20 protein-coding genes and 3 pseudogenes are annotated in these 24,052 nt (G+C 55.4%); 10 read left to right on the top strand and 13 right to left on the bottom strand.

What is annotated here, in order from left to right; translation table 11 throughout:
- Nucleotides 1-5: 5 nt before the first annotated feature.
- From V6S97_RS17140 to V6S97_RS17190, 11 genes and pseudogenes are all read right to left on the bottom strand, one after another.
- Nucleotides 6-1,214 carry an MFS transporter gene (locus V6S97_RS17140; protein ID WP_111804160.1) on the bottom strand — a complete coding sequence of 403 codons (1,209 nt, stop codon included), beginning with the start codon at nucleotides 1,212-1,214 and terminating at the stop codon, nucleotides 6-8.
- 372 nt (nucleotides 1,215-1,586) lie between these two features.
- Entirely contained in the window at nucleotides 1,587-2,612 is a 1,026-nt protein-coding gene (gene rsgA, locus V6S97_RS17145) for a ribosome small subunit-dependent GTPase A (RefSeq protein ID WP_334427560.1), read from the bottom strand.
- Nucleotides 2,613-2,627: 15 nt separating this feature from the next.
- Nucleotides 2,628-2,801 (bottom strand): hypothetical protein, encoded by a 174-nt coding sequence (locus V6S97_RS17150; RefSeq protein WP_003519203.1) that lies wholly within the window; start codon nucleotides 2,799-2,801, stop codon nucleotides 2,628-2,630.
- Between the two features lie 432 nt (nucleotides 2,802-3,233).
- Nucleotides 3,234-3,497, bottom strand: a pseudogene (locus tag V6S97_RS17155) (site-specific integrase); the annotation flags it as partial.
- A 308-nt stretch (nucleotides 3,498-3,805) separates the two neighbouring features.
- Nucleotides 3,806-4,084, bottom strand: a pseudogene (locus V6S97_RS17160) (integrase core domain-containing protein); the annotation flags it as partial.
- A gap of 110 nt (nucleotides 4,085-4,194) precedes the next feature.
- Nucleotides 4,195-4,623, bottom strand: a complete 429-nt coding sequence (locus tag V6S97_RS17165) for an IS110 family transposase (RefSeq protein WP_442886071.1) — start codon at nucleotides 4,621-4,623, stop codon at nucleotides 4,195-4,197.
- 103 nt (nucleotides 4,624-4,726) lie between these two features.
- Entirely contained in the window at nucleotides 4,727-5,476 is a 750-nt protein-coding gene (locus V6S97_RS17170; RefSeq protein WP_334427561.1) for a DUF6339 family protein, read from the bottom strand.
- Entirely contained in the window at nucleotides 5,476-6,309 is an 834-nt protein-coding gene (locus V6S97_RS17175) for a hypothetical protein (RefSeq protein ID WP_334427562.1), read from the bottom strand. The genes V6S97_RS17170 and V6S97_RS17175 overlap by 1 nt, the downstream gene beginning before the upstream one ends.
- A complete protein-coding gene (locus V6S97_RS17180; RefSeq protein ID WP_334427563.1) occupies nucleotides 6,306-8,231 on the bottom strand; it encodes a hypothetical protein in 1,926 nt (641 codons plus the stop codon). The genes V6S97_RS17175 and V6S97_RS17180 overlap by 4 nt, the downstream gene beginning before the upstream one ends.
- The gene (locus tag V6S97_RS17185; RefSeq protein ID WP_275245390.1) at nucleotides 8,228-8,449 is read right to left on the bottom strand and encodes a hypothetical protein; all 222 of its coding nucleotides are present in this window, start codon (nucleotides 8,447-8,449) and stop codon (nucleotides 8,228-8,230) included. Before V6S97_RS17185 ends, V6S97_RS17180 begins: the two co-directional genes overlap by 4 nt.
- 639 nt (nucleotides 8,450-9,088) lie before the next feature.
- Complete coding sequence (locus V6S97_RS17190) at nucleotides 9,089-9,724, bottom strand: hypothetical protein (protein WP_334427564.1); 636 nt, start codon at nucleotides 9,722-9,724, stop codon at nucleotides 9,089-9,091.
- An 847-nt stretch (nucleotides 9,725-10,571) separates the two neighbouring features.
- On the opposite strand from V6S97_RS17190, the gene V6S97_RS17195 reads away from it, so the two are divergent.
- From V6S97_RS17195 to V6S97_RS17210, 4 genes are all read left to right on the top strand, one after another.
- Complete coding sequence (locus tag V6S97_RS17195; RefSeq protein WP_334427565.1) at nucleotides 10,572-10,964, top strand: hypothetical protein; 393 nt, start codon at nucleotides 10,572-10,574, stop codon at nucleotides 10,962-10,964.
- A complete protein-coding gene (locus V6S97_RS29190) occupies nucleotides 10,912-11,220 on the top strand; it encodes a hypothetical protein (RefSeq protein WP_334427579.1) in 309 nt (102 codons plus the stop codon). The genes V6S97_RS17195 and V6S97_RS29190 overlap by 53 nt, the downstream gene beginning before the upstream one ends.
- 411 nt (nucleotides 11,221-11,631) lie before the next feature.
- The gene (locus V6S97_RS17205; protein WP_334427567.1) at nucleotides 11,632-11,895 is read left to right on the top strand and encodes a FitA-like ribbon-helix-helix domain-containing protein; all 264 of its coding nucleotides are present in this window, start codon (nucleotides 11,632-11,634) and stop codon (nucleotides 11,893-11,895) included.
- A 224-nt stretch (nucleotides 11,896-12,119) separates the two neighbouring features.
- Entirely contained in the window at nucleotides 12,120-12,656 is a 537-nt protein-coding gene (locus V6S97_RS17210) for a hypothetical protein (RefSeq protein WP_334427568.1), read from the top strand.
- A 537-nt stretch (nucleotides 12,657-13,193) separates the two neighbouring features.
- On the opposite strand, the gene traA is transcribed toward V6S97_RS17210, so the two are convergent.
- Nucleotides 13,194-16,985 carry a Ti-type conjugative transfer relaxase TraA gene (gene traA / locus V6S97_RS17215; protein WP_334427569.1) on the bottom strand — a complete coding sequence of 1,264 codons (3,792 nt, stop codon included), beginning with the start codon at nucleotides 16,983-16,985 and terminating at the stop codon, nucleotides 13,194-13,196.
- A gap of 378 nt (nucleotides 16,986-17,363) precedes the next feature.
- Between traA and V6S97_RS17220 the strand changes: the two genes are divergently transcribed.
- From V6S97_RS17220 to V6S97_RS17240, 5 genes are all read left to right on the top strand, one after another.
- Nucleotides 17,364-18,395, top strand: a complete 1,032-nt coding sequence (locus V6S97_RS17220) for an IS110 family transposase (protein WP_334427570.1) — start codon at nucleotides 17,364-17,366, stop codon at nucleotides 18,393-18,395.
- A gap of 679 nt (nucleotides 18,396-19,074) precedes the next feature.
- Entirely contained in the window at nucleotides 19,075-20,001 is a 927-nt protein-coding gene (locus V6S97_RS17225; protein ID WP_112356949.1) for a nucleotidyltransferase and HEPN domain-containing protein, read from the top strand.
- A 185-nt stretch (nucleotides 20,002-20,186) separates the two neighbouring features.
- On the top strand, nucleotides 20,187-20,495 hold the full coding sequence (locus tag V6S97_RS17230; RefSeq protein WP_162697144.1) for a mobilization protein: 309 nt from the start codon (nucleotides 20,187-20,189) through the stop codon (nucleotides 20,493-20,495).
- Nucleotides 20,492-22,156 (top strand): type IV secretory system conjugative DNA transfer family protein, encoded by a 1,665-nt coding sequence (locus V6S97_RS17235; protein WP_334427571.1) that lies wholly within the window; start codon nucleotides 20,492-20,494, stop codon nucleotides 22,154-22,156. The genes V6S97_RS17230 and V6S97_RS17235 overlap by 4 nt, the downstream gene beginning before the upstream one ends.
- Nucleotides 22,157-22,572: 416 nt before the next feature.
- Nucleotides 22,573-22,941 carry a hypothetical protein gene (locus V6S97_RS17240; protein ID WP_334427572.1) on the top strand — a complete coding sequence of 123 codons (369 nt, stop codon included), beginning with the start codon at nucleotides 22,573-22,575 and terminating at the stop codon, nucleotides 22,939-22,941.
- Here the strand turns inward: V6S97_RS17240 and V6S97_RS17245 are convergent.
- Nucleotides 22,907-23,377 (bottom strand): annotated as a pseudogene (locus V6S97_RS17245) (GSU2403 family nucleotidyltransferase fold protein); the annotation flags it as partial. The gene V6S97_RS17240 and the pseudogene V6S97_RS17245 overlap by 35 nt on opposite strands.
- A 312-nt stretch (nucleotides 23,378-23,689) precedes the next feature.
- On the opposite strand from V6S97_RS17245, the gene V6S97_RS17250 reads away from it, so the two are divergent.
- The gene (locus V6S97_RS17250; protein ID WP_334427573.1) at nucleotides 23,690-23,944 is read left to right on the top strand and encodes a hypothetical protein; all 255 of its coding nucleotides are present in this window, start codon (nucleotides 23,690-23,692) and stop codon (nucleotides 23,942-23,944) included.
- The last annotated feature ends 108 nt before the right edge of the window (nucleotides 23,945-24,052 follow it).

Below are 24,052 nucleotides of genomic sequence, written 5' to 3'. Positions count from 1 at the left end.
CAGGGTCAATCGCGACGCTGCAGCAAGGCAAGTGCGACCGTGGATGCCGCCAGGATCGCGGTCAGCGCCAGCGGCGCAGTGGCACCGTAGGAATCCACGATATAGCCGCCGACAACAGCCCCGATACTGATAGCCACCTGGAAAGAAACAACCATCAGGCTGCCTGCCGCTTCCAGAGCATCGGGTGCGCCGCGGGAAAGGTTGGTCGGCAGCACCACGGGCGCCATGCCAAAGGCAAGACCCCAAAGCGCGACGAGCGCGAATGCGGCGCTGCTATGAACACCCCATAGGACGAGGGCGATTGTTGCAAATGCCATCAGGGCGGCGGTAACGATGAGCGCGAGGCGGATACTGTTGTCCGCCATGCGGCCACCCAGCACATTGCCGATCACGGAAGCAACGCCAAAGCCGAGCAGGGCAAGAGCAATCGGCGTGGTCTCAAGCAGCGTCACTTGTTCGAGGAAGGGACGTACATAAACCGAACCGGCAAAATGCCCCGTCATCAGCAACAGGATGGCAAGCATCCCCAGTTGAACGCTACGCCGCCGCGTCAGGCGGAAAACATCTGAAAGACTGTTGCTTGTACTTGCCGGCAGCGAGGGCAGGCTGAATATTTGTAGCAGCATTGCAATGACGGCAAGCCCTGCCGTCATCGACATGGCAATGCGCCATCCCACCCAGTCGCTGATCAAGGCGCCCATGGAGGGAGCCGCAATGGTGGCGAGTGAAACGCCGAGTGTGACGATAGCCATGCCGCGCCCGGTCGAATTCGCGCCAACGAGCCGCGCCACGACAGCAACCGAAAGTGCCCAGAAACCGCTGAGCGCGATACCCAGTCCGGCCCGGCCGACCAGCAATAGCCAGAAATCGGCAGCAACTGATGCCAGAATGTTGGAGCCGATCGCCAGCGCACTAAGCCCAACAAGCACGGTCTTGCGATTCAGTTTGCCGATGAGAACATTGCTCAGCAACGCGGTCACAGCACCTACTGAGGCCGTCGCGGTGACAACCTGTCCCGCCGTACCCTCGGTAATACCGAGATCGCGCGCCATGGGCGTCAACAATCCCGCTGGCAGAAACTCGGCCGATACCAGCGCAAAGCTGGTGGCCGCCATCGAAAGAACCGCAAACCAGGTTGCGGCGGTCCATGCGGGTTCCTCTGCGGCCTCCAGGCCAATTGTTGACCCATCAAATTCTGATGTCGTGTCCGTCATGGTGTCTCTCCTTGCGTTGGGAGAGTTTTAGACGATTTTTTTCGGATGATATGTATCTAAAAATCCGAAATTCATACCAATTCCTCCGAAAATTGTGCGTTGCACAAAGTTGGGTGTGCTCGCGCGCAGTCGAGTGCTTCAGATAGCAACCGTTCATGCGAACGGTCGCGACAGCATCCAAGATATTGTCAACAAGACCGGAAAAGCGATCGTGTCGCTGGGTTTTCACGAAATCCCGCATCCCCAGTTTTTAAAATGGCATCGCGAAAATTCGTTTAAGCACTAGAGCGAGTGGTAGATCGTAAAGGGGAATGCCTATGTCACACTCGCAGGCTCAAGATCTGATCAGACTTACGCCGCTGGATTGAACGTCTACGGTCGAAGCAGATAATGCTTCTTCTTGTTTTGCTTGTTGCCGCGCGGTCCGCTCACCACTGGAGTCCGGTCGGCATTTTCAGCGTGCAAACCTCGCCACCTTTCTAGCCGATCGGCACCAAGCTCGCCGCGTGCGACAGCGCCTTGAACGGCGCATCCTGGTTCATGAGCATGGGTACAGTCGCGAAACCGGCACAACGGCGCCAGCTCGGTAATCTCGGCAAACAGCGTATCTATTCCGTTGGTAACGTCGCTGACATAGAGCTTCCTTATACCCGGCGTGTCTATGACCCATCCGCCGCCTGAAACCGCATGCAGGGATCGCGCCGTCGTGGTGTGCCGACCCTGCGCATCATATTCACGAATAGTGCCGGTTTTCTGCTTCGTGTCAGATCCGGTCAGCGTATTTACAAGCGTTGACTTTCCAACGCCGGAGGACCCTACCAGCGCGATGGTCTGACCTTTACCCAACCATGGCCTCAACAAGGCGACAGCATCGGCCGAGCGTCCATTAAGCGCTATGACTGGCAGGTTGCGTTGCAGTGCCTCCGCCTGTGATTGAAACCGGCCGACGTCTTCCGCAGTATCAGCTTTGGTCAGCACGATGACCGGTTCGCTTCCGGCTTGATCCGCCATTATCAGATAACGTTCGAGACGTGCGGAATCGAAATCTGCATTGCACGATGTAACTACCAGTAGGGTGTCAACATTGGCGGCAATAAGTTGCATGCCACGTCCGCCTTCCGGCCTTCGCTGGAACAGGCTTTTTCGGTCGAGACGTTTGGCAAACATGCCCGTCAGCGGGTCGGCAAGTATCCAGTCTCCGACTGCGAAGTCGGCCGTATTGCTATTGCCCGGGAGCTCCAGGCGAACGGGCCCCGTCATATCGATTGCCTCGATGCGCGAGCGGTGGACAGACGATATACGCCTGGACGCGAGGCCAGCGTCGCCGTCTTTGAGTTGATCCGCAAAAAATGCAGACCAGCCGAGCTGCTCCAGTGTCGAAGGAAGCGGGACAGTCATCAGCCGTGTTCTCGCCTACTGGTGCGGCTCGCGTTTCGGCAAGAACTTAGCGTGAGCAATAGCCTCGCCGGAATAGGGAAAATCGTCTCCGAGTTGACGATTGCCGTCGAATACCTTGAAGATCGGACCGTCGACTTCAACGATTTTGTAGCCATTTACGTACTCGAATTTCGGCGTCTTCCAGCCCATCAGAAGTCCTTTAGTTGATTATCATCTCTGGTCTCGAGATGGCGTCGGGCAACGTTACCGGTTTTCACTGGCATTTGCGCTAATTTTCTATTTGGCTGCGTATCACTCAATCGGAAGCGCTGGCTGACGGTTGGCTTGCCAAAGTGTGCAGCGATGCGCAGTCGTCGAAATTTCTCACCGGACTTGCCTTCGGTGCACTCGCGGGAAAGAATCGATGATCCGACACTGCTGCCGGTGACCCGCGTTCGCAAGTCGCTCGCGGCATCTTGTCTCCCAATCACCCACTACGGCGATCGCTCAATCTGCAACATTCGCGCACTCTGGAAGCCGGTGTTGATAACCCTTGCCGCGCGTCTGTCCGGTTGAAAAGAAGGAGATGCCTTAATCGAAGGCGAGGGCGGGATAACCCACGATGCCCTTGCGAGTAAGCCGCATTTCGAGTGCGGTGCATTCGACCACGGAGCCGCGCTTCAAAGGCGAAACTTCGCGCTGGTATCGTTCGAGAAGCTGTCCGAGCGTAGTGCTTTAAAGGATTTTCGTGTCAGCGGCTGCACCGAACCTGTCGACCTGTGCTTCGAGGTCGCGCGCCCACTTTTCAGCTTCGAGCTCCGTGTCGAAAGATTTGCACCGGGGCTTCAAGCCGCGACGGCGCACCTGCGCTCGCCAACGTCCTCTGAGTTTTTTGATTGTCGCCATGGTGATCTCCAACATTCATTGTCGATCATGCGTAGGATGCCCCGGAGAGGGGGCCAAGGATTATCCCGGCGCAGCAATCACACGCATTAACTGCAATCAAAAATCATAGGCGATTTATAATTGAGCGCCTTGCACGCGCGGCGTCAGTATAGTTTGATATGCATGGGTAAAGGGTATTGCGTATGCGTGGATTACTTCGCTTTGTTAGCGCCAGCGTTATTTTGGTGGCAACTTTTTCCGGAGCATTTAGAGGTGGCTCGGTTTATCTGAACAGTTTCGGGCGTTTCGCTAAGTGGATTCCGCCTCGATTATGCCGCCACCATCATTGGTGCCAGCGCGTTGAAGTAGGCATGATCCGACGTCTGCCGGTCAAGGGATGAATGTGGGCGTCGGCTATTGTAAAAGGTCAGATAGCGGCCGATGCCAGCGCGGGCCTCGGACACTGTTTTATAGGCGTGGAGGTAGACTTCCTCGTATTTGATCGAACGCCAGAGCCGCTCGACGAAGACGTTGTCCCGCCACGCACCTTTGCCATCCATCGAGATGGCGATTTCCGCCTTCTTCAGAACCGCCGTGAAGTCCATCGCCCAGACCTGATTGGGTCTGGTAACCGAAAGCTTGCGCAGGAGGGCGCGATCGTCTCGTCATGGTAACTCCCGTTCCTGGCATCTAAGCCGAAGTCAGGCAGGAATTCCACTTATCCCCGCTGTGCAGATTTCCCGAGCCAGCTCTGGCGCACGAAGCACTGGTGCGTTCGAAACGCCACCGCTCGGGCTTGATGTTCAGCGCTTTTGACCTCGACATAATGCATGTTCGGTCGTTGTGCAGCCTCCGCGATCGCCGCTGCATCGGCCGCATCGTTCTTTTGTCGTTTGACGAACGGCTTCACATAGATCGGCGGAATTAGCCGCACATTATGGCCACGGCCTTTAGCAACGCGGCCCCAAAAATGGCTGGTGGCACAAGCCTCCATCGCGACAACGCATGGCAACTGCTCGTTCAAAAGCTGCAATAGTCGAGCTCGCGAGAGAACCCGGTTCAATAGAATCGCCCCGCCGCGATCCGTTCCACAGACTTGGGAGCTCCGCTTCGCGAGGTCGATCGCAAGGATACGCACCTGTGTCATCTGCTTTCCCTCCGTGAGCGCCACCATGGCGCTAGGCAGGCATCATACGCCTATGCCGGCCAGAGGGGGCATCCACCCCATCAGTTCAGACCGCCGTGTTCGATTAAGACGATGCTTCCCGACGTGCGAACTTGACGCATTCTGCAACGAACACATCGATTTCCGAGGTTGTCAAGGCTTCGAACACGATCCCTCCACCGAGACGGTTAATGGCCTTCATGAAATGTCTGAAGTTCCGTTCCGCTTCGGTGACCCAAGCCTCTGATAGCATTGCACGCAAAACACCGCCTGCGATATTCTGGCGACTGGTCATCCAAATTCGCTCGACGAAGTTGCTCCGAATGTCGGCCGACTTCATTATGAGCGACAACGCCTTGGAAATGTCATTCGGCATGCAAGTCTTTGCGATTTGGTAGTTCCACCAAAGTCTGGAGAGAGCATGATCATCGCGAATGCCTGTTTGTGTGGGAGCGAAGAAGTGATCGCGAATTCGAGATACGAACTTGTCGTCCTCGTTCCCTGTAAGCCAGCGTGCTCGGCAGTATTCAATAGCTTCGATGTGGGAGAGGCGTGCCCACACACGCTCCTCGTTCGCCATTGCGGGGCTTAGTCCAGCAATTGCTTCGCCGACGACGACGGAGTTGGGAAGATCAACACTTACGATGTTCATAGGGGTGGCTAAGTTGAGGCCTGCCAGCTTGTCGGCGTCGAACTCAACTCCCAATGGAATATCCCAACCCGGATCTCCTGCGAGGTCTTCAAAACCCAAAGAGCGATAGCGTTCAAGGTTTTGCTCGATCTCGCCTCGAAGACTTCCCAATAATTTATCTGAGAGATACCTAAGCGGGGCCATTATTGAACGCTTTCCATGAGCGAGATCGTTTTTCTCAAGGGGCCGCGTAGCAGTTGCTGTGCCAGCTCGAGTGGTGAGATGCTGGGGTCGGAAGGGTCCTTGCCCAAGTCAACGCACCTGGCTTTGAAGATACGATACCATTTACGGCCCTCTACATCTGTCTCTCCGGCCTGGAGGCGAAAGATCACCTCCATGATTGCAGGTAGGTATATCGTATTCAGGATCATATCCTTGCCGCGGTTGATATCGCGGATCGCCGCAATTTCCTTGTAAGTCTTATCTCGCGCGAGGATGGTGATGCGGTCTTGGTCGTGATCTACGGACACGGTGTTCTCTGCCACGTCTTCATTGCGAGCGAGTTCGAAGATGCTGTCGAACGGCTTGTACTTTTTCTGATCCATCGAGAAACGAAACTCGGGCCCGAGTGCAATGACTGCTCCCTTCGCTACGGGTACACTCTCACCGAACTCGGGATGAATGAGTGGACTTGCTAAGCCTGCGATCTCCCGAATGGTCCACACCACGGGTCGAATGATTACGCTTCCGAACAGCCGCGCCGCATCGAAATATTTCTCACTTTCGCCGAGCGGGGCTACCTGTAAATGGTTGAAGTAGGTTCGTCTGCAAACCAAAAAGTAACCCGCAGAGGCTGCCTGTGTTTTGATGAGGTCCGTCAGGAGATCGTTGGCTATTTGGAGACTGGAGACAAGTCGAAGTTCTCCGCTGGCGGTGATGTTCTGCTCAAATTTGCAGGAAAACTCTCCGCTCACGTAGTCTTCTGAATAGTCACTGAGGACCGGGTGGGGATAACGCATGTAGTGGTTGAGCTTCATATCTCACCGACCTCCTCATCACTGTGAATGCGGAAAGCATTAAATTCAATGGGGCCAGCGTAAGCGGTCTCAAGTTCCACTTCGATCGTTACCCGCTCGCCTTTTTTGCATGGCAGGATGATATCTCCGCCATCAACGGTGCCAGATTTTGCACTCTGAATCGCAAGCCGCTCAGGATTGCTAAGGCCGGATGCTTCAATGCTGATGCTAATATCTCCTTCGACAGGAGACGTGAAAATCAGCGTCCTGCGTTTTGGGTTTGCACGATCACTAAGCAGGTTTCTCTCCCGTTGGAGATCGATTGGCTCTGCTACCTTTGCCTTTCGTTTCACTGGCCCGGGATCAGGAGTGGGGTTCGGATTGGGTTCGGGGTCAGGGTCAGGGTCCCTATCCGGCGCAGGTCCGGGGCCATCGTCATCTTCCCCACGAGGCTGTTTGACCCTCTTCTTGGGCTTGGGCTGGGCTACTTTGACCGGCGTCGGCTTGAGCGCGCGTGGATCAGTTTCAGTCCCTAGTTCATCCTCGACATGGGACTCTTCTGAGGCGAAAAACTCGTTGAGTTCTTCGAGTTCCATCGAAGAGGTGGGTTGTGTTTTGGCCAGCTCCTTCAGCGTCTCGCGGACTTGGCTAGCGAGCTGTTCAAATGCCTTCTGTCCTTGCTGACGCATCGACGGGTCTGTAATGCGTTCGGCCGACAAGTCATTGTGGCTAGGATTTTCAAGCCTTTTAAACCACTGTCCTTCTTCGGAGCCGTCCGGTTCTATCACCAATGCGAACTCCCGATAGAGCGGGAAGCGCTTGAATGGTTCTCCGAAGTTAGCGAAGTTATCAGTGATGAACATTCCATTTCGGATAATGCCAATCGTGTATCCGAGCTTCTCTCTCAGAAGAATGCGGAGATTGACCTTCCCAAGGCCTTTCACGTCGAGAGTTCGAAGGATCGTTTTCTCGTCGACAAGGCAGCCGTAAAGCGTTCGAGCGGTCTCAAAGGCTGCTCTAGCCTTCAATTGATCCACCGCCTCAACGACCTTGTTGTCGCCAAAAAGTGCTTCGATGGTGTTTCGATTGATCTTCAGGAAGCCGTCATCAATCTCAAATTCCATCTCTTGCCGCTGAATAGCCGCGAAGAAGTTGATGAGGAGAGCTGCGACCATCTCGTACCGCCAGTCAATCCGGTTCTCGCGGACGCACAGCGAATAGATCGAGGTTCCTTGTTCTTTTCGGAGTAGCCAATCAGGAATGTCGGAGGGATTGTCGAGGGGCATAAAGCCCTTCTTCTTACCCCAATATCCCTTTCGGCGACGTTCCTCACCATCCGCACCAGTATGCGAAATGAAGAGGGTTTTCCCCATGCAGAGCACGTGGCTGCCTTGGTCGTCGGAGTACCGTGTCGAATAGAATGCAGTCTGAATATCGGATAGAGCAGAGATCGCGCTCTTGCCGATACCGAACGAGCCGCCGGAATTGACGCCGTCCTTTACACTCATTCCGTCGGCTTTCGCGAGCGTATGGAAGGGCTTCCCTTCTTCACACGGCCCGCGGACCCCTTTTGTGTTGAAATCAGCGACCCGCATCACGCGGACTTCTGGAGCGTCTAGCGCTTTAACCGCCTGCTTGAAGAACCCGGTATCTTTCTCGCTGCTCACCTTTGAGGCCTTATCCAAGCAAAGCTTGGCCGCACTCCGATAGCTCGCGATCGAAGGTATGTCTTCTGACTTTAGCAGAAGCTCGTCGAAGGTAAGTTTGACCGGCGCAGTGGCGACATCGCGGGCATCTCGGCTGTTCTGTCCCGTCTCGCGAGCTACTGCAGCAAACGGTTTGTCCCTAAAGGTTTCGATCCCTGCATCGCCCAGCCCCTCAGCCTCCCCGGCACTATTTGGAAGAAACTCAAGTCCGATCGTATCGTCATCATTGAAACTCATAGGCGAAATTCTCCCCCACCACTCTCGCCATCCTTTGTAAATCGGCTTTTTGCAGAATCCAGTGCTTTTTGAAGCGCATTGAAAATCTTTCGAACGTCCGCTTCCGAAAATTCATAGGCAGAACGGTTCGAAAGATTGCCTAGAAGCTGAATATCCTTGAGCGCTTTGTTCACCCGAGCTTCGGCAAGTTCTACAAATTTTTCTCTTTTATTACGCATAAAGTGCCTCCTGTCTTCGAAAAAGATGGGTGCATGTCGTCAATATGTCAAGCTTGGTGATAACATTTCAAAAATATTTGTAAAATGTTTGCTGTCAGCGAGGTGATGGACCGTCGTAAACGCTCGAAAATGTCAGCGTCGGACGCTGGATCACAGGTGCGAACGGTAGCGCAGATGCGCTTTCCACGACAGGCTATGAGACGATAATGGGTAAGATTGGAAGGCTCATTCGTGTAGTCGTGAGCTTGCTGGTGCTGGGAGAACGCGCGCGCACCATGATGGTGACTGACGAAATGACTGCTCGTCCAGCTAGTGTCTGTGGCGCGAGAGGATGCAGTAGCTGCACCGGTGGAAGAGGACTAGGTCCTTCCTTTTTGCAATTGTCGCGTGGCGAGCATATGCATGGTGTGTCCGTGGGGCCAGAAGATAAGGAAACTAGCGTCCCTACTTGTGATATGCAGCGCAGCTCAACAGGCGGGTCTCTGCGGATGCTGCCTTCGCCGTTTTTCTCCGCTTGTTCGACGAGAAGCCGCATAGTGTGAGGCGGCATTCCCTGTTACTTGCGGTGACCTTACGTCCATGCCAGAGCTCCCGAATATTTCGTTTTGCTAATCACTATCCAGTTTCGAACTGGGTCACTCAATTCAAATAGTAGACCTGCGTGCGCTCGGGTTCGCTCGCCTTTAGGCCGTCGAGCTGGCAGCTAAAGACGGCTGCATACTGGCGGACCGAGAACCCATCTTCCGCCCCTTCGACGACTAACGAAATGGTGGAGACCGGATATTCCTTGTTTGAAATACGATCGAGGTTCCACGCAGTTGCATCGAAATCGTATTTGTCGAGAACGGCGCTCGGGAAACCACCAACGGGCATTCCGATACCTGCGAAGCGATCAAGATCGGAGGGAGAGTAATACGGATAATTGGTTGCGAACACGCTCTTCGAGCGCATGGTCATCAGCTGATCTTTGCAGGATTCGATAACCTTCCGAAGGGTTTCCTTGTCCGCCGTCCTGATCTCCTCGCGCTTAGCATCTGCAATCCGCTGTTGCTCGGCTTCCAGCGCCGCCCATCGAGCAGCCTGTTCGTCCATCTGCTTTTTCTCGGCCGTGATCTGACGGTCTTGGATCGCGCCGTATAGCTTTATCCCGCCGTAACCGAGGCCACAAATGATGATAAGGCTGATGATCAAGCCCAGCGCGCCCGGTCCCTTCTCCGGCTCCTTCGATTGCTTTTCCTTGTACGCCACGAATTGATCAACGCTATCGTCATGCACGGGTATGTTCTCGCTCTGGTAGTGTTCCTTTCTCTCTATTGGTGTTCGAAGTTTCCAGCAAGAGATCGCGCTCGAAGTTGCTGACGTCCGAGCATTATTTACGGTTGTTTCACTTAATGAGCTACTTCACAAGTAACCCGATGGGTCCTTATGTTGGCGGGGTAATATCTTATCAGAGGGATAGCGAACCATGACCACAAGCCTTGTTCTGCCTCCCGATCAAGCCCGCCTTCTGAAGCAAGTCGCAGCCGCCCGCATGGTGCGGGGTACGATGCCAACGGCGTCGGTATCGGAAGTCAGCTGTCGATCCGCGCCCGCGGCATGATCGCAGCGGCGCTACGACTGCACTTGGTGGGTCTCGTGAACACCGTCAGATCACCAAGCAGCGCCTGACCATTTGCCGTCGTGACATCGCGAAGCTGATCGCTGCTGCGATCGACGAGGGTGTTAGGGGCGAACGGGAGCGGATTTCGCTGATGTTCCGATAGATGTCCGCCCGACTTCCCCGCACACCTAACTAAGGACAACGGAACGATTATAAGGATATCAGGGGCGGTTAAATACCGTCCCTTTTTTGTTTGGATGCCCGAGCATGACGCTGACTATGGACATCGAGTATTTTGTCGCGGGGAGAAAGAGGCAGGGGCTCACGCAGGAGCAGCTTGCCGAGAAAATATGGGTCGGCCTGCCACAGTGAGCAAATGGGAGCGGAAGGCGCGTAAATTACCGCCCTACATCGCCTTCCTGATGGCCTGCCCCTTGAAGGGCATCGAGCCCGTCAGCAAGGAAGCCATGATCAAGGTGGACGACTGACCTTTCCGAAAACAGCTTACCAATGGGATTCCTTGTGGCTCTCGCACTCATAGACCCATTCGCTCAACCGTATAAAGGCGGATCGACCCAGATCAACACCGCGCTCGAAGCCGCAAAGCACATAACCGCAAACGGAACGGATAACGGGCTGGGCGATTATATCTACAACTGCCTCGACGCCAACGCCATCTACAGGGCGTGGGTCAACGCCATGCCAGATAAGAAGCCCGCGGCCATCGCCACCTATCAGAAAAACTATGACAAAAGAGACGACGCCGCCGTAAGCAGTGACATCATCTCATCTGGCGACACCCTTGATGCTGGCCAGATACTTTTCCATGGCGGCCTTTGGACCGGGAGGAACCGGGAAGACCGTGATATCTCGACCGCTCTCCACTACCTTCAATCCGAACGTCGCGTTCGCTAACGCACTTTGGAAGGCCAAGGCATACGACGCCGGACGGCTCGATCTCATCGTGCTGACGACGAAGACCGCAACCACGAAAGCGTTTGTGTTCAATCTACGAGGCGAATTCAGCCATGAGCGCGAGGTGCTACTGCCCGCCGCCACTTACCTGACCTTCGTTCGCGAGACATGCCTGCGGACGGCCTTCAACGCTACAAAGGTTCGTTCTCCAGACAAGACGATCCCTGTCTGCGTCGCTGAAGTCGAAGTGTCCTGACCTAGAAGGGGAGGGGCAGCTGATTTCAATCATGGAAGAGCAGAAACCCACCGCTGTCCTGAAATGACGTACCCAAGATCGCGAGTGGAGCCCGCCGTTTCAGAAATCAAACAGATGTTGCAGCAGAATACTGCGATTTCTCGGCAACTTGGCGACTTTAGTTATACCGTCGTTCAGTCGATTTTCTTTCGGTGCGCATCATTCCGATTAGCCAGCAAAACCAAGTTACGGCGGCGTCTGCGACTGTGCATGAATTGTGTTGCAAATGTTTATCTAATTCCAGGGGCGGGGTCGACGGTTCGACTTCATTCAAAGCGTAAGAACGCGCACGACAATCTTCGTAGTACGACTTGAAAATGCTATCATTTCTGTGGTGGATATCATAGTGGAAATGTTGATAGGATCGGATAAATGGCGGCGTTGACCATACGAAACCTCTCTGATGAAACTCATCGGACGTTACGCGCAAGAGCAGCTTATCACGGTCGTAGTACCGAGGCCGAAATTCGTGACATCCTCGAAGCCGCTGTTCGTCCATCTGGACGCGTGAAACTCGGCTCGCTTCTCGCGGCCATTGGACGTGAAGCCGGAATGTCAAACAGTGACGTCGAAGCGCTGCAACAACAGCCCGACAAGACTCCGGCAGTACCGATGACTTTCGAATGGTCTTGCTAGACACTGATGTAATATCTGAGCCTTGGAAGACAGCTCCTGACGCTGCTGTGCTCACTTGTCTAGAGGCTGCCTAAGCCTTTAAAATTACAGGTCGCGGATTCGCCCCTTGGGATCTCGAAATTTGGCTCTGCGGCTCGCATTACATAAAAATATCCATTTATTTCCAATGATAAAGCAACGTCTCAATGGCATACCGCCCAGCGTATTTGGCTCGGGGGCAAAAAATGAATTTCGTTTCATGGTTCTATCGCAAGCGGCGTGTAACGCTCGATATTTGGCAAAGGTTTGCATCTGGTTGCGGAACGTTCGTGCTTTTGCTCTTCGCGGCCTCGGCCGCTGATTATGCATTTTCGCAACAGGGATATTGGTACGGTCTGTTTCTCTCTCATGTGGGGATCAGTTTCGTTCTACTGACACTCGCATACAATAGCTTTCAGTCATCGATCGGTGTTCTCGATTCTCGATTCGATGAACGACGTCCGGAGGGCTATGCTAGTGACATCCTGCCTGCGGTGGCGCCGTATGGAAAGCTCGTCGCGGTTGGTGTGATTGCCTGGCTGTTGGAGGATAACCGTGTGGCAATCGTTTTGATGTCTTACGCTGGAGCAGTCATCCTGCTGGGCTTCGTCTTGCTCTCAGTATTTCGATACTGCGGACATAAAGCTCCTGATTTTGTACGGTTCATGTGCTTTTTATCTCTTAGCTTTCTCGGGTATGGTGCAGTTATTTCCGCTCTGAAAATTGCTGCAGGGCCGAGTTAGCAGACGCAAAGTCAGAGAGCGAAGAAGTTCTGAAGGATCTGCGAAATTCGTCGGGACTTTTGGTCCAATCATTCCCTCGGTTTAGGAACATTTGCTTTGGGCCTGCATCTGGGGCCCTTTTGGCGGAGCGACAAGTATCACTGGCAGTCAAATCGGTTTGATCAGAAAAAGTATCCATCCGGTCCGGAGGGTTTCTCAAAATATTGAATATTTACGTCGCGTTGCTGGAGCGCGTTTTGCCGGACCACGGTAATTTTCCCAGGGCGCGCCAGCGGCGTGATGTCGAGGCTTTTGCCGCTAATTCAAGGCTATTGAGGGTAAGCGTTCATTTTCTTGGGCATTGAGGCGGGCGGGTTTGGTGCAGCGGATTCGAATTGGATGCCGATCAGGCCGCTACGGATTCGTGAAAGCTGAAGGGCAGCAGATCCGAGATGTCGGCGTTGTTTGCCCGCTGTTGCGTTTCTGTCGGAACAAGGCGCAGGAAGGCCAAAGGTGCGATACCGTAAGGCCGACAAGTCAGCGATCGTGCGTACCCTACTATCTGCTCAATCCAAGCCCCTGAGACCGGTTCAGCTGCCGTCTGAGTGCGTGGTCATGGCTAAGCTCGGCCATGCGCGTTCGGTTCACGATACGGGCTGTCATCTGAATGTGCTCGGCCTGCTTTGCGAGCTCCGGGCGTGCCGCAAGCTCCTCGGCGAACCTGCGAGGATCGGAACTGCCAAACCGCCGCGTGAGTGCTTCGGCCACCAGCTTTGCCTCATCGAGCGCGGCCTGGCCCTCAGCTGACGATCGCAGCTCCGCGATAAACTGGCTCCGCTTCGCGACCGGCATCTTCTCCACCTCAACAATGATTTCGGCGCTGCGCGGCGTGAGGGCAGGGACCTCGATGACATCACGCTGTTCGCGCTGCCATTGTTCGCTCGCGCGTTCTTCGCCAAGCCGGCGCTCCCATGCCTCGGAGACATAGCCGATATGGGCAGAGAGAGATCTGGCGTATTGTAGTGCCTCTTTCCGCTCCTTGTTGTTTCCGAACAGACCCGACTTGCCGCGCAGCTCCCCGAACCGCTCGGGTTGCTCGGCCATGGCCTTTGCCATGATTTTTCCGTTGCCTTCCTTCTCGGTCATCGCAGTGCGCAGTCTTGCGGCGACCTCGGCCGGATCACGGAACACGTGCCGCGCGACGGACTCCACCGTATCGAATCTCTGGTCGATGACAGACATCGCTTTTTCTCGGGCCACCTCTTCGATGCTGCGGTGGTGACGCTTGATCGCTGGCACAAGTGGAGTGGGCTTACCGGGTTCCAGCGGCGAGAGCTGGCTGACATTTTCTGTGGGGGCAGGGACGGTGCCGTCTTGCGACATGAGCTCGGACCACCGAATGCGGCGATATCCTTTATTCTCATCTCCCCGATCGTCGCGCCGACCGTCATCGATTGTTCGGGCGAACTGATTGCAAGGATCTTCGCGGTGAACAGGGCCGGCCCGATCGCCGGCACGTTCCTCGTAAACCTGCTCACGCTCTGATGGCCGGTCCTGTTGCTCCCGTTGCAGATGGGCCGCACGGGACAAGACCTCTTGACGCTCATCTTTGGCGGAAGCAAGTTCAATCTCGCTTCTGACCTCAAACTCTTGTCCGATCCATTGGTCGCTGGTGATCCATGGGTCGCTTGCGATCCCGCGCCGCTCGGCAAAGTCGCTGATATAATCCAGCGTGGCTTCCTTCGCGCCGGAACGCGACAGGCGGCTTGTCAGCTGCTGGTACGCCAACGCGTCACCCTTGACGACACGCCAGGCATTGCGCTCGGCCTGCGTGCCATCCGGAAGCGTGACAGGCGTGGCGCCTTCATGCCGGAGGCCAATCCTGTCCCCGATCTCTGGCGATGCATCTCGCATGGCCCGCTTGAGATCGACGCCCCACACCGTGCGCTGATCGCCCTTGTCGTTCTCCAGCGTCACAAAATAGTTTTCTCGCGCCTGGCGATGATGCTCGTAGGGTGCAACGCCGTGATCAACCAGCCGGCCCGCCTTGGCGAACTCCTTGATGTCGGCATAGAGCTGCACGCTGTCGCGATGCCTGGTCATGGCAACATAGGTCAGATGCCGGTCCATGGTGCTCGACGCCAGCACAAAAGCGCGATCGACCGTCGCCCCCTGATTTTTATGGATCGTTGTCGCATAGCCGTGGTCGATCGCCTGATAGCTGTCCGTGGGAACGCTGACACTGTCGCCACCTCGACCATCGAGCCGGGCGATGATCTTGCCCGGCTCCACATGCTCGACCGTGCCAAGCATGCCGTTTTTGACGCGGAGGTCGCGGTTGTTTTCGAGGAAGATGATCCGGTCACCGGGGCCGAAGGCGCGTTTGCCGTTATTGGTCTGGAACACGCGTTCTCCAACATCCCCACCACCTACACGGTCCTCACCATTCCCACGCCCCGCACTGGTGCCCAGCCCGGGGCTGCGCTCCAGCTTTTGTCTGTTCTGAAACTCGGAGCGGATGGCGGCATTGAGGGCGCGCACATCGGCGCGGCGATGCGCCATGGCAACCCGGGTGCCATCGGCACGCCGCTCACTGTCGGCGACATAATCACGCACGATCTGCGCCGTCGCCGCGTCGCGGCTTTCCGCAAAGTGGATGGCGCCGTGATCGCGATAGGCGGCCAGCCCCTCGGCTGTCTTGTGGGTCGCAAAGGCAACCGATGCCTGTCTCTGCCAATCATGGCGCTGGCGGCGAATATTTGAAAGTTCGACATGGCCAATCTGCTCGGCAATCGCCCTGAAGGGTGCACCAGCCCCGATGGCCTGGAGCTGCTCATGGTCGCCGACAAGAACGATCTTTGCGCCGCGCTCTTCCGCTTCTCCGATGAACCGGGCAAGCTGCCGGCTCCCGACCATGCCGGCCTCGTCAATGACAAACACGTCACTGCGACCGATCAGATCCCGGCCATGGTCCCAGCTGTAAGACCATGACGCCAGAGTGCGGCTCTCTATGCCGGAACTTTCCTCAAGGCCTTCGGCTGCCTTTCCGCTAAGCGCTGCACCATGGACCTGATAGCCTTGAGCCTCCCAGGCCTTACGAGCGGCTGCCAGCATGGTGGACTTTCCAGCGCCGGCAAACCCGACCACAGCGGCGATGCGTTCTGGACCTGTAATATGCGCAATCGCGTGACGCTGTTCGCCCGACAATCCCGCTGAGGGATCCCTCGCAGCCGACGGTCCGCTGGAGCTTTTGCGAATGGCGTTATCCTGCCTCTCCATGGCTCGATCGACATGGCGACGATCGACGCCATGGGAATGCGCCTGATGCAACCGTTCCGCCGATCGCGCCATGCGCAGTTCCAGATCGATCATGTCCCGCGTCGAATAGCGCGCTTTGGACACTTCGCCTGTCTCGGCATCGATGCGCTCAGCCTGAAGCTCCACGAGCGCTGGTGATGCCATGACAGCCGCAAAGGCGTTCTGGAATGTCTGGGCGTCATCATTGATGTAGCGATGCAAGGTTTTGGCAATGTCGTGGCGATCGAACACGCTCTTCTCATGGCTGATCAGCGTCAGAACCTGTTCCGGTTTTTGGCGGATCAGCGCGGCATTTTGCCGTGCTGCCTCGTCATCCAGCCGCCCGCGCTCGACGGCCATTCCTTGCTGGCGCATCTGCGACGCATGCACGCCCATATGCTCGGTCGGCGACAACTCAAGGCCGCGCTGCGCATGCGAGCGATGATCGATGCGAACATCCAGGCCTTCGCGTTGAAGCTGACGGTTGGCAATGCCTTCCCATGCCTGCCGGATATCGCGAAGCTGCATGTCGGTCGTCGCCATGCCATTTGCCAACAGCCGTGCGTTCTTGTGCTCAAGACAGGTCTTCTCGCCAAGGCCGGCTATGCCAACCTGTCGCGTCGTCATCAGAACATGCGCATGGTGGTTCCTGATATCACCATGCTCGCTTGGCGAATGGATTGCAAAATCCACGGCCGCGCCATAGCGGTTTGCCAGATCCTGGGCAAAGGCGCGTGCAGCCTTCAGTCGCCCCTCTGGTGAAAGCTCATGCGGAAGCGCGATTTCGAATTCGCGGGCGACGCGGGCGTCCTTTCGCTTTTCTGCAAACTCGGCAGCATTCCACAACGCCGAACGATCCAAAGCCCAATTGGCAGAAAGACCGTCCGGCAGCACGATCTCACTATGCTCGACACCCTCTTTCCGGGTGAAGTCATGCACAAGGCCATCGCGTTGATTGACGAGAAGAACAGCACAACGGTAGGCGGCAGATGCCACAGCGCTGCGACCGGATGAGCGCGAGACAGGTTTGGTGCTGAGATGATAAATCGCCAAACGAAATCTCCGATACGCAAACGGGGAGACCAAACGCCCAAACGCGCCGCAAGTCGTAAGTGCGCCCTTGTCTGTTTACCGGTGGCGACGCTAGCAACATCGAACAGCGATTTCGACTACTAAAAGTAGTGGTCGAATGGAGGCAATTTCTTGTTTTTGAGCAGGGAAGCGAACGCATCAATCAGGGGAGGTGATTTTCTCCCACCGAAAAATGGGACATTCGGTCAGGTCGATGTCAGGGGGACATCGAGACTTTGATCAGCGGGCTCTCCGAGGCCTGAACGAACACCGAAGACGGCGTCATGTGCTCACATCATCAATTTGAAATCGAGCGATGATATCGTGGCATCGATCCCCAAGGTTTCAAGGGAGCGGCCGATGCAGGACGTGGCGACGGTAGGGCTTGATATAGCCAAGCAGGTTTTCCAGGCGCATGGAGCAGATGCGAGCGGAGAAACCCTTTTCAACACGAAGATCAAACGTGAGAACGTTCTGGAGTTTTTCAGCAAGCTCAAACCATGCCTGATCGGAATGGAGTCCTGCGCTACAAGTTATTACTGGGCGCGCCAGTTACTAGAATTTGGGCATGACGTTCGGTTGATACATACCAGTTACGTGAAGCCCTTCGTGAAACGGGGCAAAACCGACGCCAATGATGCGGAGGCGATCAATGTTGCGCTTACGCAAAAGACAATGCGCTTCGTTCCAGTCAAAACCCTGAACCAACAAGCGGCAATTACGATTTTTCGAACTCGCAGCCTTTTTGTTTCACAACGGACTCAACTCGTAAACGCGCTGCGGGGGCACCTAGCGGAGGCCGGCCTGATAGCGGCGAAGGGCATTCAAAATTATTCCAAATTAGTCAAACTTATGGAAAGTGCAGCAGATACCGTCCTGCCGACAGTTATGAAAAAGGCTCTCACCGACATTTGCGACCAGATACATCGATTGAATGATTTGGTCACGAAACTAGACAAAGAGATTGAGCGACGTGTCCAACACGATGAGAACGCGTGTAGGCTTCTGACGATACCTGGTGTTGGCCCGAAAACTGCAATGTGCGTTATTGCGACAATTCCTGATATCCATCGGTTTCCATCTGGCCGCCATTTCTCTTCATGGCTGGGTCTTACTCCTCGCACGCATTCAAGCGGAGGTCGTTCGGTTCTGAGCCGCATTACGAAAATGGGGAATAGCGAACTCCGAACGATGCTTTATCTCGGGGGCACAGTGATCATGATGCGAGACAAGAAAACTCCAATCGGTCGTTGGGCCAGTCGATTGCGCGCGAGACGACCGTACAAAGTTGCCGTTATCGCTGTGGCAAATCGTATAGCGCGCATCATTTGGGCTCTTTTGACAAATGGGGGAGTTTACGATCCGACATACGGCCGAGAAGCCTCAGCGTGACGCAGCGATAATCTTGGGCGTTTGAATAGGTGGTGGTCGGCGGTAAGCTAACGGGTAGCGCACTAGAGAGCGAATTGTCCGAATGACTAGATGTACCTGGAGTACGGGACCGCTATAGGCATTTGCTCTGCGTTTCGCAAAATGGCGACCTTGAGAGGTTATGCCGTCAAGACTCATGCAGCGCTTCCAATTGCCTTGCCCTCGATCATCCATCTAGCGGGTCGCTTCCAATTAGGGGGCGGCCCGCACTCCTGTCTGGATGGTGATGGCCGCCTCCATGACCGTGCCTCTCTTGACGTGACTGTGTTACCAAAATTGCGTCGAAGTGAGCGGCAGTGCAGGCGGGCATCTGGCTGCAGCGATTGGACAGGGTGCGTCGTTAACGGTCCTTCGTAACCTCTACGCTCCACTCAGTCGGCCACGGTATAGCGCCCGTAGCGCCTGCGATTGGGAAAAAACCGGGAAGCCGATATACAACCTAGGATAAAGTACCATTGAATGTTCGCTATTGAGGAATGAAGGTATTGCAATACCATCTGCATAAATCAGAGCCGGTTGCCTAAAGATCGAATGTGCATCGTCCGAGAAGACAGGCATTCGTTTGGTGGCTACCAAAAATCGGAGTTTCAAAGGCCGCTGGAATGGCCCATACAGGACACCGTCGATAAGCGGAGCAGACATGAAGACCAGCCTTGAACATTTGCCGGAACGAAAGCAACGCGAGCTCGCGCGCGTCGTCGGAATTATTCAGGAAGAGTTTGCTGATCTGGTGGAGCGCTCGAAGTCTGACGCCAAGAGGGATGGGCGGATTTTCAAAATCATTCTGTTCGGTTCTTACGCGCGTGGCACCTGGGTGGATGAACCGCATACGTCGAAAGGCTATCGCTCGGATTTCGACATCCTTGTCATCGTCAGCAACAAGGAACTTGCCGACCCCAAATACTGGGACAAGGCGACAGACCGCCTGATGTGGGACAAGGAAATCGAGACGCCCGTGGGGCTTATCGTGCATGGCGCTCGCGAAATCAGCAATTTTTTGCAGGACGGCCAGTACTTCTTCGTCGACCTCGCCCGCGAAGGTATTGTTCTTTACGAATTCGACGACCGGCCGCTGGCTGAAGCGAAACCGCTCAGCCCTTCCGATGCACTTAGGGTTGCCGAGGAGCATTTCAGCAGACATTTTCCTGATGCACAAACTTTCATTAAGTTGGCTGGCTATGCCCTGAAGGATAACAATGCCAACATTGCCGCCTTCCAACTGCATCAGGCAGTCGAGACGGCTTACAACTGCTATCTCCTGACGCTGACAAATTATTCGCCTGCGTCGCACAACCTCAAATTCCTGCGTGGACTTTCCGAAGGTCGCGATCACCGTTTGATCGACATCTGGCCGCGCGACCGTCAGCGATTTACCACATGGTACAACATCCTGAATGAGGCCTACGTCAAGGCACGCTATTCGAAGCGTTTCGAGGTTTCCGAAGAGGCGCTCACCTGGCTTCAGGAGCGGACGGCGGAACTTCATAAGATGGTGGAGAGGCTTTGCCGCGAGCACATCGAAAAGCTCGAACAGGCCGCGGGACAAGCCGCAAATTCCAGCGACTGAGCTTCACCGGTGGCAGACCAATCCTGAGCTCAGGCACCAGCCACCGCAGCGTCATGAACCACAGGGTCCAACCTCCTCTTACAATCGCTATGTCGATCTCCTCATAGACACTGGTCTGTCTTTCAGGAACGAAGCCGTGCTCAACAGCGGCAGTTCCGGTGCGACCGCAATCGAAAGGAACAATCGTGGCAAGGAAAACCATCGAACAGCGTCTGGCTGAACTGGATGCGCAACGGTCCGCGCTCAAGGCGCGTCTCTCGAAAACCGAGCGCAACAACGATACGCGCCGCAAGGTCCTGATCGGGTCGCTCGTTCTGCATCACCTGCAGACCTCGGATGATCAGGAGTTCAGCAAACAACTCGGTACATGGCTGCGTCGCGAACTACCAGGCTTTTTGACACGCGACAATGACAAGGCGCTGTTTGACGATCTGATCGAACCAGGACTGCCGGACAAGGGAGAGGGTGGCGACAGCGCGGAAGGGTATCCATGAACCGGTTGCGACTTTCTCGGGACGCATTCAAGAACATGATGCGAGCCGCCGCGCGTGATCCGCTTTGGGCGCTTCTGGCTTTGATCGCCATGCCCTTCCGGATCTGGAAACGGCTTCTTGGATTTTTGTTCATCCTGTTCAACGTCACGTTCGTGATCGGCATGGGTGGCGGTCATTTCCTCGAGCAAATGGGTTTCGAGCGGGGCTCGCCTGTCTACATCATCCCAGGTCTCTTAACCCTGCTGGCGCTGGCCGTTATCACCTTCTGGTTCATTACCACTCCACTGATTTTGCATTTCGGGGAGAATGACGATGATACCCATGGCTCCGCCCGCTTTGCGACAGACAAGGAAATAGCCGCTCTCACCTCATCCGGCTCCGGCCTCCTGATCGGTCGTGATACGAAAACGGCCAAGCCTCTGCGCTATGATGGCCCGGCCCATCTCCTGACGATGGCGCCGACCCGTACCGGCAAGGGCGTGGGCACTATCATCCCGAACCTGCTGACCGCCGACCGTTCCGTGATCTGCGTCGATCCGAAAGGTGAGAATGCAAGAATCACCGGTCGTGCGCGCCAGAAATTCGGGCCGGTTCATGTGCTCGATCCTTTCGGGGTCACTGGCAGACCCACGGCAGCCTTCAATCCCCTGGCCATGCTTGATCCCCAAAACCTCGATGTCGCGGAAGATGCCAGTGCCCTTGCCGACGCTCTCGTGTTCGACGAACCGGGAATGGCGGGAGAGGCGCATTGGAACGAGGAGGCAAAAGCACTGATTGCCGGATTACTGCTCCAGATCGTTGCAGCGGAGCCTTTGAGTGGAAGGCACCTCGCGACACTTCGAGAGTATCTTACCCTTGCTCCAGACCAGTTTGCAGCACTGCTCAAGCGGATGCAGGACAGCGATGCGGCGGGAGGTCTTGTCGCGCGCGCCGCAAACCGACACCTCGGAAAACCCGATCGCGAAGCTGCAGGCGTTCTGTCGGCAGCCCAGCGCCATACGCATTTTCTTGATTCACCGCGCATGACGGCCGTCCTCAGTCGCTCGGATTTCCGGTTTGCCGATCTCAAGCGCAGCAATGTGACGGTGTTCCTCGTCCTTCCCCCTGATCGCCTCTCGACCTATTCGCGCTGGCTGCGACTGCTTGTCTCACAAAGCCTGCTCGAAATGGCCCGCGATCCGACAAAGCCGGCGACACCGGTTCTCTATCTGCTCGATGAGTTCGCATCCCTTGGGCATTTGGCACCAGTCGAGCGCGCGATGGGTCTGATGGCGGGTTATGGTGTCCAGCTTTGGCCCATCCTCCAGGACATCCATCAGCTGCGTGCCACATACGGTCATCGCGCCGGAACTTTCCTGTCAAATGCCGGCGTGCTGCAGGTCTTCGGCGTCAACGATCATGACAGCGCCCGCCTCATCTCTGATCTGCACGGACAGGAGACGGTCGTGTTCCAGACCATGGCGAGAGCGCTCGATTCCGATAAGACCGGGATCTCCTACAGCCAACAGCGTACCGGCCGGCCGCTGCTCACCCCTGATGAGGTGCGCAATCTGCCGGCGCACGGACAATTGCTGTTTCTGGCCGGACAACGACCAATATTTGCTGAAAAGCTTGCCTATTTTGCCGATCCGGAATTCAGGGATATGTTCGACCCAGTTTAACGGGAATGGTGGTAAATGGCAGTTCGGCAACCCATCAAATCCTTGTATGCGCGGCCCTCCGGCTATCTTGATTGTGAACGCAATTTGCGCGCAATTCACTGGCCACGCAGTTCGCGAACGCAAGTTAGGCGGCCATATCAAAGTCCGACCGCTTAATGCTGTTCGGCAGAAAATCGAGAGCGTCGAGGCTGATGGAGAGAGTTTCACTTTTGCCAAGCCTGTCTTCGTAGTGACACGAGACGTGCACCGTATTCGGTGCGCGCCTTACAGCTCGACGCAGTCTTTGTGAGCATTTTCGACCAAAGACGTTCGAGACAGTTTTCCTAATGCGCTCACCGAATGGTTTAGAAATACGCGGTAAAGTTTGGCCGTGTTGGCATTGAAAATTTGTATGTGAGATTGCTTTGGGAGCGAATATGCGGAGCGTCGTTTTATCGTCTATTGCTCTGGGCGTGGCCATTAGCGGATCGCCGGTCCAAGCGCAGACGCGAATTCCATATGAGAAAGCACCTTACAACGACACTGTAATCCAATGCGGCGCGTTGTTCGCCCTCCTTGCCGACGGCTACGAAGAGGCAGGCGAAAAAGGTAAATCCGTCGATTACCAACAGAAATTCGCTAAGCAGTTGAAGGTTTCTGAGGAAGAATTTGAAAGCGTAGGGCGACCTAAACTAGAAGCAAAACAAATTTACCAAGAACGTCGCGGCATTCTCGCTACCATGATGGAAAAGGATACCCAAATGATGGCGGGTCCTGCGAGAAGTCCGCATCGCCTGTTTGCATAGAGGTACCAGGGAGACGAACGCCAAGGAGGCCTGAGTAACAGCTGAAAGCCACAGAACCGACGAGGAGTGCACTCAGACGGAATAGGCCCGCGTCAGCGAGTACTTTGGTCACTTCACCAGCGAAGCGATCCGGCGCGGACATGCCACCGCTTCGCAGCAACATGCCGATGAGCTTGCGCCGCTCCCGGATGTCGTCTTTAACTTGCCTATGGGCTTTCACCCGAGCCGTAATGTCGACGTCAGCCTGCGGGCCGACATAGCGTCTCTTGTCCTTACCCTTGGGAGTAGGGAGATCAAAATACCAGTAATTGCGGCCCTTGACCGGAACGGAAACAAACCGACCTTCGAGGGGAAAGTCTGCCTGAAACTGAGCATCGAACATCCGCTGCGCGAGTTCAGCGAACGCCGTTCTGTAAACGAGGTCAATCTGTTTCATCGCCCGATCCCGTTATAATTAATTTGCAAAAACAATATAACTATGCTGCCAGATTTCGATGGAGCGAGGCTAGGTCGGTTCGGTTTCAATCGAAAGAGTGGACAATGGTGCGCGTCGGCTCCATCGTATTTAGGCCGTCGAGGCGGCAACTTTGGACGGCCGCAAATTGACGAACTGAAAAGCCGTCGTCCTCTGCTTCTACCACAAACCAAACATTAGAAAGGTCAATCGATAGATCTGGCGCCGACGCATGTTTTCTCTCGAAAGAGGAGCGCACCGCGCATCTGCTCGAGCTGGTAAAGGTCGTTTGCGATGAACATATCGAAAAGCTGGAATGTAACGTTCGAATGGGCGGGAGTGAAAGCAGCCAATGACAGCCAGGTGTCGAAGCCGGTTCTGATCGTGCCCTTGCGGCGCGCCGCCTTGGCACTTTACGAGTCAAATCAGAAAGAGGCCGCGCGGGATCTGGCTGCGTTTCTCGCCTCACAGGAAGTCCTCGATCAAGCCCTCGAAGAGCTGGTCAACCAACATTTCGATCTGACCGATTGGACGATCGACGCCGCCTGATCAACGGGCCTCCCATTAAGGCGGAACAAACTTGTTAATGTTCTCTTTATGTTCTATTGGTAGAATCGTGCCGAAATGTCAGAAAGACTCCCAGCGAATGCGAGGTGA

Source organism: Agrobacterium sp. CCNWLW155, assembly GCF_036888815.1.
Lineage (GTDB): Bacteria > Pseudomonadota > Alphaproteobacteria > Rhizobiales > Rhizobiaceae > Agrobacterium > Agrobacterium radiobacter.
Note: the sequence above shows the minus strand (reverse complement) of the source record. Positions and strands in the feature narration are given on the sequence as shown.